Annotated in this window: 15 protein-coding genes; 8 read left to right on the top strand and 7 right to left on the bottom strand. The window is 39.6% G+C overall.

Features of this window, described 5'->3' with window-relative positions:
- Positions 1–11 precede the first annotated feature (11 nt).
- From BUF13_RS08590 to BUF13_RS08580, 3 genes are all read left to right on the top strand, one after another.
- Positions 12–701 carry a zinc metallopeptidase gene (locus BUF13_RS08590; RefSeq protein WP_073571361.1) on the top strand — a complete coding sequence of 230 codons (690 nt, stop codon included), beginning with the start codon at positions 12–14 and terminating at the stop codon, positions 699–701.
- Between the two features lie 95 nt (positions 702–796).
- Positions 797–1,936, top strand: a complete 1,140-nt coding sequence (locus BUF13_RS08585) for an acyl-CoA dehydrogenase (protein WP_073571360.1) — start codon at positions 797–799, stop codon at positions 1,934–1,936.
- Positions 1,937–2,073: 137 nt separating this feature from the next.
- The gene (locus tag BUF13_RS08580; RefSeq protein ID WP_073571359.1) at positions 2,074–3,000 is read left to right on the top strand and encodes a helix-turn-helix domain-containing protein; all 927 of its coding nucleotides are present in this window, start codon (positions 2,074–2,076) and stop codon (positions 2,998–3,000) included.
- Here BUF13_RS08580 and BUF13_RS08575 read toward each other — a convergent pair.
- From BUF13_RS08575 to BUF13_RS08560, 4 genes are all read right to left on the bottom strand, one after another.
- Positions 2,986–3,759 carry a geranylgeranylglyceryl/heptaprenylglyceryl phosphate synthase gene (locus tag BUF13_RS08575; protein ID WP_073571358.1) on the bottom strand — a complete coding sequence of 258 codons (774 nt, stop codon included), beginning with the start codon at positions 3,757–3,759 and terminating at the stop codon, positions 2,986–2,988. The genes BUF13_RS08580 and BUF13_RS08575 overlap by 15 nt on opposite strands.
- Positions 3,731–4,114 (bottom strand): hypothetical protein, encoded by a 384-nt coding sequence (locus BUF13_RS08570; RefSeq protein WP_073571357.1) that lies wholly within the window; start codon positions 4,112–4,114, stop codon positions 3,731–3,733. The genes BUF13_RS08575 and BUF13_RS08570 overlap by 29 nt, the downstream gene beginning before the upstream one ends.
- Positions 4,107–4,472, bottom strand: coding sequence for a phage holin family protein (locus BUF13_RS08565; RefSeq protein ID WP_073571356.1), 366 nt, complete (start codon positions 4,470–4,472; stop codon positions 4,107–4,109). The genes BUF13_RS08570 and BUF13_RS08565 overlap by 8 nt, the downstream gene beginning before the upstream one ends.
- 68 nt (positions 4,473–4,540) lie before the next feature.
- A complete protein-coding gene (locus BUF13_RS08560) occupies positions 4,541–5,137 on the bottom strand; it encodes a YkgJ family cysteine cluster protein (RefSeq protein ID WP_073571355.1) in 597 nt (198 codons plus the stop codon).
- Between the two features lie 174 nt (positions 5,138–5,311).
- On the opposite strand from BUF13_RS08560, the gene BUF13_RS08555 reads away from it, so the two are divergent.
- The 3 genes from BUF13_RS08555 to guaB all read left to right on the top strand — a co-directional run bounded on the left by BUF13_RS08555 (position 5,312) and on the right by guaB (position 8,643).
- Positions 5,312–6,034 carry an LOG family protein gene (locus BUF13_RS08555; protein ID WP_073571354.1) on the top strand — a complete coding sequence of 241 codons (723 nt, stop codon included), beginning with the start codon at positions 5,312–5,314 and terminating at the stop codon, positions 6,032–6,034.
- Complete coding sequence (locus BUF13_RS08550; protein WP_073571353.1) at positions 6,034–6,966, top strand: lytic transglycosylase domain-containing protein; 933 nt, start codon at positions 6,034–6,036, stop codon at positions 6,964–6,966. The genes BUF13_RS08555 and BUF13_RS08550 overlap by 1 nt, the downstream gene beginning before the upstream one ends.
- Positions 6,967–7,164: 198 nt before the next feature.
- On the top strand, positions 7,165–8,643 hold the full coding sequence (gene guaB, locus BUF13_RS08545; protein WP_073571352.1) for an IMP dehydrogenase: 1,479 nt from the start codon (positions 7,165–7,167) through the stop codon (positions 8,641–8,643).
- Positions 8,644–8,678: 35 nt separating this feature from the next.
- On the opposite strand, the gene BUF13_RS08540 is transcribed toward guaB, so the two are convergent.
- The gene (locus BUF13_RS08540) at positions 8,679–9,155 is read right to left on the bottom strand and encodes a GNAT family N-acetyltransferase (protein WP_073571351.1); all 477 of its coding nucleotides are present in this window, start codon (positions 9,153–9,155) and stop codon (positions 8,679–8,681) included.
- A 64-nt stretch (positions 9,156–9,219) separates the two neighbouring features.
- Between BUF13_RS08540 and BUF13_RS08535 the strand changes: the two genes are divergently transcribed.
- Positions 9,220–9,996, top strand: a complete 777-nt coding sequence (locus BUF13_RS08535) for a type III pantothenate kinase (protein WP_073571350.1) — start codon at positions 9,220–9,222, stop codon at positions 9,994–9,996.
- On the opposite strand, the gene BUF13_RS08530 is transcribed toward BUF13_RS08535, so the two are convergent.
- Entirely contained in the window at positions 9,971–10,642 is a 672-nt protein-coding gene (locus BUF13_RS08530) for a peptidoglycan DD-metalloendopeptidase family protein (protein ID WP_083586408.1), read from the bottom strand. The genes BUF13_RS08535 and BUF13_RS08530 overlap by 26 nt on opposite strands.
- A 95-nt stretch (positions 10,643–10,737) precedes the next feature.
- Between BUF13_RS08530 and BUF13_RS08525 the strand changes: the two genes are divergently transcribed.
- Positions 10,738–11,691: a pyridoxal-phosphate dependent enzyme gene (locus BUF13_RS08525; RefSeq protein WP_073571348.1), complete on the top strand. Its 954-nt coding sequence runs from the start codon at positions 10,738–10,740 to the stop codon at positions 11,689–11,691.
- Between the two features lie 5 nt (positions 11,692–11,696).
- Here the strand turns inward: BUF13_RS08525 and BUF13_RS08520 are convergent, their stop codons facing one another.
- Positions 11,697–12,119 carry an outer membrane insertion C- signal gene (locus BUF13_RS08520; protein WP_073571347.1) on the bottom strand — a complete coding sequence of 141 codons (423 nt, stop codon included), beginning with the start codon at positions 12,117–12,119 and terminating at the stop codon, positions 11,697–11,699.
- Positions 12,120–12,160: the final 41 nt, after the last annotated feature.

Raw genomic sequence — 12,160 nt, 5'->3', positions numbered from 1 at the left:
ACTTTATAATTATGCTATTAATACTTATCGTAGTCGTATTTGCTATCGCTGGCATGGTAGTCAGCAGCAAACTGAAGAGTAAATTCCGCAAATACTCTCAGACGGCCTTGGAAGCAAATCTTTCGGGTGCCGAAATCGCCAAATTGATGTTGGCTGACAATAATATCCATGATGTTCAGGTAGTATCTGTAGAAGGTCAATTGACAGACCACTACAATCCAGCCAATAAAACGGTCAATTTGAGTCCAGACGTATATTATGGAAGGAATGCCGCAGCCGCTGCTGTTGCTTCACACGAATGTGGTCACGCAGTTCAACATGCTACACAATATGCTTGGTTGAATCTGAGATCTAAACTTGTTCCACTTCAGAATGTTTCTGGAAAAATATTGAACATCGTCTTAATCGCCTCCTTATTTGGTGGTTTTGCTTTAGGCTTACCTTATGAATTCATCGGGTACATAGTAGTAGGAGCATATGGAATTATGACCTTGTTTACTTTGGTGACCTTACCTGTAGAATTTGATGCTTCTAATAGGGCATTGGCTTGGGTGAAAAATAGAAACATCGTTACTTCCTCTGAATATGCAATGTCAAAAGACGCTCTTACTTGGGCAGCAATGACCTATGTAGTTGCTGCCCTTGCATCATTAGCTACTTTGGCTTACTACATTTTTGTTTTCTTTGGAAATCGAGATTGATTCAAATCAAAATAAAATTCGGAAAGGGGCAAGTTTTTGCCCCTTTTTTATTTTTAGCCTAAATTCCCAAAAAGTAATAAACCCATTTATTTCCAATGAATTTTCAATTGACAGAAGAACATCTGGCTGTACAAGAAGCAGCTAGAGAATTTGCTAAAACGGAGCTTTTACCAGGAGTAATAGAAAGAGATTCTGAAGCCAAATTTCCAAAAGAACAGGTCCAAAAAATGGGAGAGCTGGGATTTATGGGAATGATGGTAGATCCAGCCTACAATGGTGGAGGAATGGATACTATTTCCTATGTGTTGGCGATGGAAGAATTATCCAAAATTGATGCCTCAGCATCAGTTTCTATGTCTGTCAATAATTCACTGGTTTGTTGGGGGCTTGAAAAATATGGGACAGAAGCTCAAAAAGAGAAGTACCTTAAAAGACTAGCAAGCGGTGAGGTGATTGGAGCTTTTTGTCTTTCAGAACCAGAAGCTGGGTCTGATGCAACTTCTCAGCGTACAGAAGCAAAAAGAGATGGAGAGTTTTACATCTTAAATGGAACCAAAAACTGGATTACAAATGGATCCACTGCTTCGGTTTATTTGGTTATTGCTCAAACTGATGCAAGCAAAGGTCATAAAGGAATCTCATGCTTTATTGTAGAAAAAGGCTGGGAAGGTTTTGTGATCGGTAAAAAAGAAGACAAGCTAGGTATACGAGGAAGCGATACTCATTCGTTGATGTTTACTGATGTCAAAGTTCCAGCTGAAAATAGGATTGGAGATGAAGGTTTCGGTTTCACCTATGCCATGGAGACTTTGAATGGAGGTAGGATTGGAATTGCTGCTCAGGCTTTGGGAATAGCTGCCGGTGCTTATGAATTGGCTTTGGCATATTCGAAAGAAAGAAAGGCTTTTGGAAAACCTATCAGTCAGCATCAAGCTATTCAATTCAAATTGGCAGACATGGCGACCCAAATTGAGGCAGCTAGAATGCTGGTTTATAAGGCAGCTTGGCTAAAGGATCAAGGACAGGATTATGCCCATGCTTCTGCCATGGCTAAGCTTTATGCATCTGAAGTTGCTATGAATGTGACAGTTGAAGCAGTTCAGGTTCATGGAGGCTATGGATACGTGAAAGAATACCATGTGGAGCGACTTATGAGAGACGCTAAGATTACCCAGATCTATGAGGGAACATCAGAAATTCAAAGAATAGTTATATCTAGAGGGGTCCTTAAATAAGAATTAGTTAGTTTATTTTAGTCTAATTGCACAAAATATTACCTTTTTTAATGGAAATTAACTGATCCTGTAATTAAATACTGGTTTATAATAGGAAAAATTATATTTTTGTTAAACAATTTTTCTTCAAAAAATTCATGGAATATTACAACAAGGTCATAGAATCGGTAAATGTTAGATTTCTTAGAGGGAATAATTTCCTGGTTGAAAAGCCAGTGACTATTTCCGATCATAAGGAATTTGACAATATGTTGATTCTACTTCATCATGGAAGCCTGAAGTTTGGAGAGGATCAAGAGCTTCTAAATGAAGGAGAAGTACTTTTCTTACCTGGTGAGAAAAAGACATCTTTGACTTTTGGAGGTGGATCCAAAAAGGCTGAGATCTCCATGGATAATTATCAGGAGAACAAGAAGAAGTATCTGCAAAGTGTCAGTATAAAGGATATTAGAAATGCACAAGAAGATTGCGTTTCTGTAGTCAGCTTTGAGTCTAAGGTTTTCGATGTAGTTAATTTCTTCAACTCATTGGATATTCCTGCTTTTGTCATCCGATTCAATGATCGAATTGGGATGTTGATAGAGGATATCATGAAAGAGCTGGAGCAGAGTAGCGTGGGTAAAGAAAGGGTTTTACGATCCCTGACAGAGGTTTTGGTGATCGAATTACTAAGACATATCCTTAAAAATAGATTGTTCCTAGAGGAGCTATCTACCAATGTGACATATTTCAAGGATCCTCGATTGATCGAATTATTCAAATTTATCAAGACAAATTTGGGTGGCGATCTTTCCAATAAAGTTCTTGCGAAGGTTGCAAACGTTTCCGAAGACTATGTGGGTCAATATTTCAAAATGTTGACAGGTATCAACCCTCAGGATTATATTGAATATCAGAGAATGGAGGCAGCTGTAGATCTATTGAGGACTACTAAAAAATCTATTCGAGACATTGGAAAAGAGGTAGGATATAAAGACACTGCCTATTTCTGCCGTAGATTCAAAATGATGTACGGAGTACCAGCAGGTAAAATGAGAAGGAGAGAAAGTCTAATTAACGTGTAGACTCTGATTATACCAATCTTTAAATGAAAGGACCTCTGATAGAAAATCGGGGTCCTTTTCAATTTGATTTCCGATGACCACCAGATCAGCTCCAGACTCAAAGGCCTGATTGATTTTTTGGAGAGAATCTATTCCACCTCCAATAATCAGTGGGGAATTGAGGTGTTTCTTAACAGAGGAAATTACGCTTGGTGATACAGTGTTTTTTGCTCCACTTCCTGCATCCAAAAAGCAATAGTCCATACCTAATAATTTTCCTGCCAAAGCCGTGCTGATAATCAGCTCTTCATTGGAATTAGGGATAGGTAGGGTATTGGATTCTCTGTGAACGCTTTTGATTTCACCATCATTGACTAGCAAATAGGCGGTAGGAAGCACTTCCAAATTAGAGGAATGTACCTTTTTTGCCGCTTTTACTTGTTGAGAGATCAAATAATCGGGATTTCTTCCCGAAATCAAACTAAGAAACAAAATACCATCAGCTATGGAAGAGACTTGTAGCTTTGATCCAGGAAAAAGTACTACAGGAATGTCTTTGGCTAATTTTTTCACTTGAGAAATTATCTCCTCAAAATTGTCTTGGTCAAAGTGGCTTCCGCCAACAAAAATAAAATCCAGGCTAGAGTTTTGAATTCTGTCCCAATTAAGTCCACCAGCTAGAGAAAACTTGTCAGGGTCAATCAACCATGCAATACCCTTTTTATTTTGTTTTGAAAGAGCTTTTAATGTTTTAGCGATGACTTTCTTTTTGCTCTTCATCAGATTCAGGGCTGGTGAATAAGTCTTTGAAGTATTTTTCCTTTGCCAAGGCAAGTCCCAAAATCAAAAGACGCTGACTCAAACTTGGCCAAAAAGTAGATTTTTTGGGTTGAGTAATCTTCTTTTCAAGCTCCTCTGTAAGGAGACCTTCTCTTTCAAGTACCTCAAGAGCTTTCAGGTTCTTTTTGGTTTTTTTCCCTTTTGCCAACTTGACAATTGCATAAGCCAAAAGTCCACCGGCTACTACTGCACCTCCGACTTTTACCCAATCTTCAGAATCTTTCTTCAGGAGATCCAATTGTTTTTGAAGGGTTTGCTCTAACTCTTCTGCCTGATTTTCCAATTCCTTACTCATCTTCTTTTTCTTCTCTTTTTTTGATCTTGCTAAAAATAAAATCCTTGAGCCCTCCTTGAACCTTTTCCTGAATTCCAATGGAATATCTTCCCATATAAAGAGCTAATAATAGTACCAAATACAATAGCCCAACGATTAGGAAGCCCAAGAAAGGAGATTCAAAATGGGTGCTGAGATAGAAAGCCAATGAAAGACTGAAAAATAACAATACAAGTAATGTCAATCCGCCAATCACTATCAATAGGATGGTGCGAGAGACGATTCCTAAGAATTCATCTTGAACCTCCTGTTTGACAATGTTGATTCGGGTTTCTACCAGACTTTTTACAGTCTGCACTATTTCAGTAACCTTTAGCATACTATAGAATAAAAATGAAGCATTCTTTTGACAACTCTAATATAATTTAATTGCTATGAGCAAAAAAATTAGAATTCAGTTGCCTTTTCTTCTTCCTCATAATACTTAAAACGCAAAACTAGTTCAATAGAACGGCGGATGGCTTCATTGATGGGGAATTCTTCGGCAAGATTTTCATCGATATCTCGAAGCTGAGTGTAATATGCCATGGCCATCGGAACCTCTAGGTCTTGATTGATTTTTTGAGTTGTTTCTAGAAACTCCTCAGGCTTTCCTTCTTTGAGCTTTTTACAAATGATCAACTCCTTTTGGCCAACTTTGTTTCGTCTTGCTGCTGACCCGAATAGTCTACAGATTAATCCTCGATTTTTATAATTGCTGCAAAAACCCTGGTTTCCCTGTGGGTCTTGGGCTCTGAAAAGCACACAATTTGCTGATGGATTTTCCTCTATAATCCTTAAAGTTGCATCTGCTGCCCCTTTTTCATAGAGCTCAAATGCCAATGGTAAAAATTCTAGTGGAGACGCGGGGATTTTTGGATTGGCGCAACATAGCCCGCATCCAGAATAACAGCCTAATTTGCCCTCAGAAGCAAATGATTTTGCCTCCGCCCCAAGCTCCTGATACAAGGCCAAGACTGCTTGAGATTTATCTTTTAGATTCAAATATTTTTTAAAAGCGCAACAAAATTAGCGAGGGAAAGACCAATTTGATTCTTTCTCGTCAAGATTTTTTTAACTTGATTTTCAAGTGATTAAAAATTGAATAATTCAATAGTTTTTAAATAAGTCGACGATTCTCTATGAAGATCGTTTTCTTTAAGTAAAAGTAAATAAACCATGAGTAACCTAGAATCAAAAGAACAAGAGGATCGAATTAGGAGGGCCTTTAAAGAGAAAGATTGGAGTGAAATAAAAAGTGCTGATTCTTGGGCGATTTTTAAAGTAATGGCCGAGTTTGTAGATGGCTTTGAAAAGTTGGCCAAAATTGGACCATGTGTATCCATTTTTGGATCTGCTAGAACACCAAGGGATCACAACCATTACAAAATGGCAGAAGAAATCGCTGCTAAATTAGTCCGACATGGATATGGAGTGATTACCGGAGGTGGTCCTGGTATAATGGAAGCTGGAAACAAAGGAGCACACTCAGAAGGTGGTAAATCTGTGGGGTTGAATATAGAATTGCCATTTGAGCAGTTTAATAACATCTATATCGATAGAGATAAGCTGATAACCTTCGATTATTTCTTTGTGAGGAAAGTAATGTTTATCCGCTATTCTCAAGGATTTGTTGTCCTTCCAGGTGGTTTTGGCACGATGGATGAGTTTTTTGAGGCGCTTACTTTGATCCAAACCAACAAAATCGGAAGATTCCCAATCGTGCTTGTTGGTAAGAGCTATTGGGAAGGTCTGGTGGATTGGATTAAGAAAACCCTTTTGGAACATAAATACATTAATGAAGAAGATCTTGATCTTTTCTCTGTCGTCGAAGATGCGACTGAGGCAGTTCAGGTGATTGACGATTTCTATAGCAAGTACTTGCTTAGCCCTAATTTCTAATGCAAAAAAATCACGCGTACATTTTATATGGCTTAGTATTAATCTGTCTAGTTTTAGTCGGAGTAATGTGGCAAAAAACTACTCCCAAAGAACCTGAAGTTGAGCCTCCTGTATTGGGAGCGATGGGACTTCCGACTCTTCCTCCAGATTCTGTGAGGATTTTTGAAATTCCTTCCTCTTTGGAATTTGCGGGTGAAAAGGTCCCACTGGAAATCCAGGATGTATATGAAAGACTAGAGCGAGAGATCTATGTGAATGCCTATTGGCAATCCAATATGGTTTTACTGATGAAGCGCTCTGGAAAATATTTGGAAGAAATCAGTGAGATATTGAAAGCCAATGGTGTTCCAGATGATTTCAAATATCTGGCGATTGCGGAATCAGCATTGATGAATGTTTCATCTCCAGCTGGAGCGAAAGGATTCTGGCAGTTTATGGCACCTACCGCGAAGGAATTTGGTTTGGAGGTTTCTAAAGATGTGGATGAAAGATATAATTGGCAAAAATCCACAGTGGCCGCTACCAAATACCTGAATCAGTCCCATCAAAAGTTCGGAAGCTGGACTGCGGTTGCTGCTAGCTATAATATGGGTCAGACAGGATTCAACAGAAGACAAAATGAGCAATTACAAGAAAACTATTATGACCTTCTACTCAATGATGAGACGAGTCGTTATATGTTTCGCATCTTAGCGTTTAAAGTTATTTTCGAAAACCCGAAAAAATATGGATTTGGACTTAGACCTGAGGATTATTACAAAGAACCAGCGTTGAAAGAGGTCACTGTAGATCAGGATATCAAAAGCTTGGCTCAGTGGGCAAAAGATCAGGGTTCATCTTACAAGGAACTGAAAATTTATAATCCTTGGCTCAGAGATAAGAATCTGAATGTCAGAAGAGGGAAGACTTATTCGATTCAGCTTCCTGAATAATTTTAAAGAATTTAATTCATTCTTGGACTTTCAGTCGGAATGAGAGAGCATTAGAAAATGCTTGTTAAAAGAAGGAAATTCTAAAATTGATGAAAAAATCTTCTGATACGGAAGATTTTTTCTTTTGGCTTAGCATCACATTGATAATTGTTTGTATCTTTGACGGGCAAATAGGGTTACCTACAACCGATATTTGCTATGAATCGAAACTCCGATAAATTCCTCTACGAAGCACTTACCTACGACGACGTGCTTCTTGTTCCTGGGTATTCTGAAGTTCTTCCACGCGAGACAAACACTTCCACCCAGCTTACCAAAAAAATCAGATTGAACATTCCTCTTGTTTCCGCTGCCATGGATACGGTGACTGAGGCTGAACTTGCTATTGCTATTGCATTAGAAGGTGGTTTGGGCTTCATCCACAAAAACATGTCAATTGAGAAGCAAGCTGCTCAAGTGAGAAAAGTAAAGCGTTCTCAGGCTGGGATGATCTTGGACCCGATTACCTTGGATATCAATGCCAAAGTAAGAGATGCGGAAAGCATCATGAAGGAGTACCACATTGGAGGTATTCCAGTAGTGGATGAAAACCGTGTTTTGAAAGGAATCATCACAAACCGTGATCTTCGTTTTATCAAAGACGCTAATCGTCCTATCAAGGAGATTATGACTATCGACAACTTGGTGACTGCTAAGGCTGGAGTATCATTGGAAGAAGCTGAAGAAATCCTTCAAGAATACAAAATCGAAAAGCTTCCAATCGTCGACGAGGAGAATAAACTAACAGGTTTGATCACTTACAAGGATATCCTAAAGAGAAAGGATAAGCCAAATGCATGTAAGGACGAATACGGAAGATTGAGAGTAGGAGCTGCAGTGGGTGTGACCGCAGATATCGTAGAACGTGTGGAAGCATTGAAAAATGCAGGTGTTGACGTTGTTTCCATCGATACGGCACACGGACACTCTAAAGGTGTAATCGATACTTGTAGAAAAATCAAAGATGCTTTCCCTGATCTGGAAGTCATTGTTGGAAATATTGCAACTCCAGAGGCAGCTATCGCTTTGGCAGATGCAGGTGCGGATGCTGTGAAAGTGGGTGTTGGACCAGGTTCTATCTGTACTACAAGAATTATCGCAGGTGTTGGGGTTCCTCAGCTTTCTGCTGTATTTGAATGTGCCGAGGCATTGAAAGATAGAGGCGTTCCTGTGATCGCTGACGGCGGTATCCGATATTCAGGTGATTTGGTAAAAGCCATTGCAGCTGGTGGTAGCTCAATCATGATTGGTTCTCTTTTGGGAGGAACTGAAGAAGCTCCTGGAGAAATGATCATTTTCGAAGGAAGAAAATTCAAGACTTATAGAGGTATGGGTTCATTGGAAGCCATGGAATCAGGCTCAAAAGACAGATACTTCCAAGATGCTGAGGATAATATCAAAAAATTGGTTCCTGAAGGAATCGTTGGTAGAGTTCCTTACAAAGGCCAAGTTGCTGAAGTATTGTACCAATTGGTTGGGGGGCTTCAAGCAGGTATGGGCTATTGTGGTACCAAAACTATTGAAGATCTTCAGAGGAATGGAAAATTTGTAAAAATCACTGCTGCTGGAGTGAAAGAATCTCACCCTCACGATGTGAGTGTTACTAGAGAAGCTCCTAACTATAGTGTGAAGTCATAATAAGTAAGCCCGGCCAAATGGTCGGGCTTCTTTTTTTAATCAAAATATTGCTTGATCTCAAAGTCTTGTAAGTGGGCATTTAGCCAACCTGCTTCAAGGTAAGCTCCGTATTTTTTGTAAAAGTTGATTGCGGGTTCATTCCAATCCAAAACCTGCCACATCATGCCGGTACACCCTTCTTCCAGAGATTTGGTCATCACTCTGTCAAACAACAATTTTCCTGCACCATTTCCTCTTTCCGATTCTGTCACGACAATATCCTCCAGATACATTCTTCTTCCTTTCCAGGTACTGTATCTGTAGTAATAGATGGCGATTCCAATGATCTCATTTGTTTCCTCCTTTTCACATACAAAAAGTCCATAAACCGGATTGGGACCAAAGCCGTCCTTTTCCATCATTTCTATGGTATTGGTGACTTGTTCAGGAGCTTTTTCGTAAAGTGCCAGCTCCTTAACTAATTCTAATACGCGAGGCAAATCCTCGATTTTTCCTTCTCTAAGTGAATACATATTTGATTCGTGTTTTTGGATTTTCCTTTCTTGAAATCCTAAATTAGTCAAAAATGAAAAAAGAATGTTTTTAGCGATAGATGCCGGTAACTCCAATGTAGTTTTTGCCTTGTACAATCAAGAATCCCAGACTTGGACCAACCAATTTAGATTAGAGACTAAGACTCCCAAATTGATTTCTCAATTGGCAAAAAAGGTCCCTGTATACTTTTTGGAGCATGGTTTGAGCGCTGCCGATATACGCGAAATTGGATTTAGCTCGGTAGTTCCTGAAGTCAATGGGCTGATCGTAGATTTCTGTAAAAACTATTTTGGAATTGAGCCTTTCCTCATTTCTCCAACAGCATATAATGCTTTGGAAGTGAAAACTCAAAGGCCACAAGAAATGGGAACAGATCTCATGTGCAATGTTGTGGCTGCGTGGGATAAATTTAAACAAGCAGCGATCGTTGTGGATTTTGGAACAGCTTTGACATTTACCGTAGTCAATGACCAAGGAGAGGTTCAAGGTGTTTCTATTGTTCCGGGCTTAAGAACGGCCATCAAATCCTTATTTACCAATACTTCTAAATTGCCAGAAGTGGAATTAAAACTTCCAGAATCTGCGATTGGGAAGGATACCATTCATGCGATCCAAGCAGGGATTCTGTATGGATATACAGGTTTGGTCCAAGGAATGGTCAAGCGAATCAAAGAAGAAACAAAGCAGGAATACAAGGTAATCGCCACTGGAGGGTTGTCTGAAATTTTGACTCCTTTGGAGAAGGAATTCGATCTGATTGATCGGAACCTAACATTGAATGGCTTAAGATTGATTACTCAGGCAAATCAAAGCCTATGATCCAATTGGGATCCGGACAGATTTCAGAGAATTTATTCAAATCCTTTCTGGAAGCTACTCCAGGAAAATCACCAGAATTCCCAAGCATGTCCCACATCAATTGATAATGAAGATGGGGAGGCCAATCTCCATTTTCAGGAAAAGGGCCTACATGGCAGAATTTCTCTCCTTTTTCCAGTTTTTGACCTACTTGGATTGAGTCAAGATCTGTTCTAGTTAAATGACCATAGAGAGAGTAAAGTTTTTTTCCATCCAGATCATGCTCCAGGATGATGGTGGGGCCATAGTTTCCAAAACTGGCATTATCCTGAAAACTGTGAATCACCGCATCAAAGGGAGAGTAAATAGGACTTCCGGCTTCACACCAAATGTCAATTCCCAAATGAATATCTCTAAAATCGGATTCTGCTGTCGCAAAGACTTGGGACCTTCTGTAAATCGCTCGATGCTCCAAATATCCACCTATTCCATACTTTTTCTCGCTTGTTTTCAGCTGATCAAATACAAACAGGTTGAAAGTGGAAGTATCAGTAATTTCCACTTCATCCAAGGAGGTGTTGGAGGGTGAAAAATCAAGAGACATCGTATTTTGAGAGTTTAGCTTTTCTCCCATGAGAGGGAAGAAATCAAAGGAATTCCAATTCATATCCGAAGAAAGAAGAATTTATCGGCTTCAAAAAATTGAATGGGAAGAAATCAAAATCTATCCTTTAATTTGAGTCCTAGTCACAAATCAATCCCATGGAATCGACTCAATTTCCAAGTCTAGAGGCTATCAAGTCAGCTGCAGAAAGAATCAAGCCTTTTGTTCATCACACCCCAATATTGTCATCTTCGGCCATCAATGAAATTGCCGGTTGTGAGATTTTCTTTAAATGCGAAAATTTCCAAAAGGTAGGTGCATTTAAGGCAAGAGGTGCGGCAAATGCTGTTTTGAAACTTTCTGAAGAGGAACGAAGTCTTGGAGTAGCAACTCATAGCAGTGGAAATCACGCCGCTGCTTTGGCAAGAGCAGCAAAAGTTGCTGGAATTCCAGCCTATATCGTGATGCCTTCCAATGCCCCAGAGATCAAGAAAAAAGCTGTAAAAGGGTATGGTGGGATCATCATCGAATGCGAACCCAACCTTCAAGCAAGAGAAACGACTTTGGAAAAAGTGGTGGAGGAGACAGGTGCCACTTTTATACCTCCCTATGATTTCATGGATGTGATTGAAGGACAGGCAACATGTGCATTGGAAATTTTGGAAGAAAAACCAGATTTGGATATCCTGATGGCACCAGTTGGTGGTGGAGGTTTATTGGGAGGTACGGCTTTGCTGGTTCATTTGATGAAGCCTGAGATTAAAGTGATCGCAGGAGAGCCCGAGGGTGCTGATGATGCCTTTCAATCTTTCCAAGCTGGTAAATTAATCCCTCAGACAGGCCCAAAAACCATTGCTGATGGGCTTTTGACTTCCTTGGGCAAATTGAATTTTGAATTGATTTCCGATTTAGTGGAGGAGATCCTTTTAGCTAGCGAATCAGAAATTATAGAAGCCATGAGGTTGGTGTATGAAAGAATGAAAATCGTGATTGAACCCTCCTCTGCGGTCCCTCTGGCGGCTTTGTTGGCCAATAAAGAAAAATTTGCCGGAAAGAAAGTAGCAATCATTCTCTCCGGCGGTAATGTCGATTTAGGGAAATTACCCTTCTGAATTACTTACCTGAAAGTATACTTGAAACCAAATCCGGCTCTAAAATAGGAGTCAGTTTCATCTGGAATGATCGGAGCAGCTTCTAACACAAGTCCAAGGTTTGGTGCACCTCCAAAGGGTTTTACCAAAAGCCCAAATGGTACCCCGATGTAGAAGTCATTTCCTCTTCTATCATCGTTGACTCCCAAGCCAAGACCTAGGTAAAAGTTTACATCTTGCTTTTTGATCAGGTTGTATCCCCCCATCAACTCAATACCGATATCACCTCCAGTACTGATTCTACCTTCACCAAAAAGGTCATTGTCAGGATTGGTTCCGATTGTCACAAAGGTATCTGAGGAGAAAATATCAACCCCAGCACTTACCTGAGCTTTTGCGGTTGCGATTAGACCGAATAAAAAGAAGAAAATGGTTAATGTCTTTTTCATAAGAATTGAATTTGAATTGCCCTCTTAATTCAAATTCAATT

Source organism: Algoriphagus zhangzhouensis (assembly GCF_900148515.1).
Lineage (GTDB): Bacteria > Bacteroidota > Bacteroidia > Cytophagales > Cyclobacteriaceae > Algoriphagus > Algoriphagus zhangzhouensis.
Note: the sequence above shows the minus strand (reverse complement) of the source record. Positions and strands in the feature narration are given on the sequence as shown.

Bases quoted from the DNA above. Each gene is read 5' to 3' on its own strand.
- BUF13_RS08590 (WP_073571361.1), top strand. From the start codon at position 12: ATGCTATTAATACTTATCGTAGTCGTATTTGCTATCGCTGGCATGGTA.
- BUF13_RS08585 (WP_073571360.1), top strand. From the start codon at position 797: ATGAATTTTCAATTGACAGAAGAACATCTGGCTGTACAAGAAGCAGCT.
- BUF13_RS08565 (WP_073571356.1), bottom strand. From the start codon at position 4,472: ATGCTAAAGGTTACTGAAATAGTGCAGACTGTAAAAAGTCTGGTAGAA.
- BUF13_RS08550 (WP_073571353.1), top strand. From the start codon at position 6,034: ATGCAAAAAAATCACGCGTACATTTTATATGGCTTAGTATTAATCTGT.
- BUF13_RS08525 (WP_073571348.1), top strand. From the start codon at position 10,738: ATGGAATCGACTCAATTTCCAAGTCTAGAGGCTATCAAGTCAGCTGCA.
- BUF13_RS08555 (WP_073571354.1), top strand. From the start codon at position 5,312: ATGAGTAACCTAGAATCAAAAGAACAAGAGGATCGAATTAGGAGGGCC.
- BUF13_RS08570 (WP_073571357.1), bottom strand. From the start codon at position 4,114: ATGAGTAAGGAATTGGAAAATCAGGCAGAAGAGTTAGAGCAAACCCTT.
- guaB (WP_073571352.1), top strand. From the start codon at position 7,165: ATGAATCGAAACTCCGATAAATTCCTCTACGAAGCACTTACCTACGAC.
- BUF13_RS08540 (WP_073571351.1), bottom strand. From the start codon at position 9,155: ATGTATTCACTTAGAGAAGGAAAAATCGAGGATTTGCCTCGCGTATTA.
- BUF13_RS08535 (WP_073571350.1), top strand. From the start codon at position 9,220: ATGTTTTTAGCGATAGATGCCGGTAACTCCAATGTAGTTTTTGCCTTG.
- BUF13_RS08530 (WP_083586408.1), bottom strand. From the start codon at position 10,642: ATGAATTGGAATTCCTTTGATTTCTTCCCTCTCATGGGAGAAAAGCTA.
- BUF13_RS08575 (WP_073571358.1), bottom strand. From the start codon at position 3,759: ATGAAGAGCAAAAAGAAAGTCATCGCTAAAACATTAAAAGCTCTTTCA.
- BUF13_RS08580 (WP_073571359.1), top strand. From the start codon at position 2,074: ATGGAATATTACAACAAGGTCATAGAATCGGTAAATGTTAGATTTCTT.
- BUF13_RS08520 (WP_073571347.1), bottom strand. From the start codon at position 12,119: ATGAAAAAGACATTAACCATTTTCTTCTTTTTATTCGGTCTAATCGCA.